1 pseudogene is annotated in these 626 nt (G+C 77.2%); it reads left to right on the plus strand.

From position 1 onward, the window contains the following. A pseudogene (locus tag JFN87_RS33315) lies at positions 1 to 472 on the plus strand (hypothetical protein); the annotation flags it as partial. Between the last annotated feature and the right edge of the window lie 154 nt (positions 473 to 626).

Consider the following 626-nt stretch of genomic DNA (forward strand, 5'->3'; position numbering starts at 1 on the left):
GGCAGTGCTCTTCCGATCTCAGAGGATCGACGCGGAGTTCGAGCCGGGCAGGGACGAACCGCTGCCCGCGGTGGCGGAGCGGCTGCGCGCGGCGCTGTCCGCGCACGCGCGCGACGCACTGGGTCTTGAGGTGGTGCGGGTCGACCTGCGGGTGACGGGACTGCGGGACGAGGACGACGGGGCCGCGCGGCCCGCTCAGCCGCGGACGGCGGAAACGTGGGGCCCTCTTGACCCGAACGAGGTACCCGGGGTGACGGACGTGGACGGAGTCGCCGGGTTGACGAGGGCGCTGGGCGGCGGGGTCACGAACTCCGGCGGGCACCTGAGGGTGGAGCTGGCGACGGCCGAGGGGCACGGGCCGCTCGACGTCGCCAGGCACGTGCGGCGGGCGCTGGCGGACGCGAGGCCCGAGGCGCTGTCGGTGGCGGTGGTGGTCACGGGCGTGGGGGTGCGGGTGGACGCGGCGGAATGAGCCGCGCGGCGGGCGTCCGCGGCTCGGCGGGCCACGTTCGTGCGGCCACGTGCCCCGTCGCTGGAGGCGGGCGGCCCCACCGGACGCCCCGCAACCGCGAGGCGCGCACCATGCGCCCGCTGCCGGGGGCGCGAGAGGCTACTGAGCCCTTGGC

This window comes from Streptomyces montanisoli, from assembly GCF_017813245.1.
GTDB classification, from domain to species: domain Bacteria; phylum Actinomycetota; class Actinomycetes; order Streptomycetales; family Streptomycetaceae; genus Streptomyces; species Streptomyces montanisoli.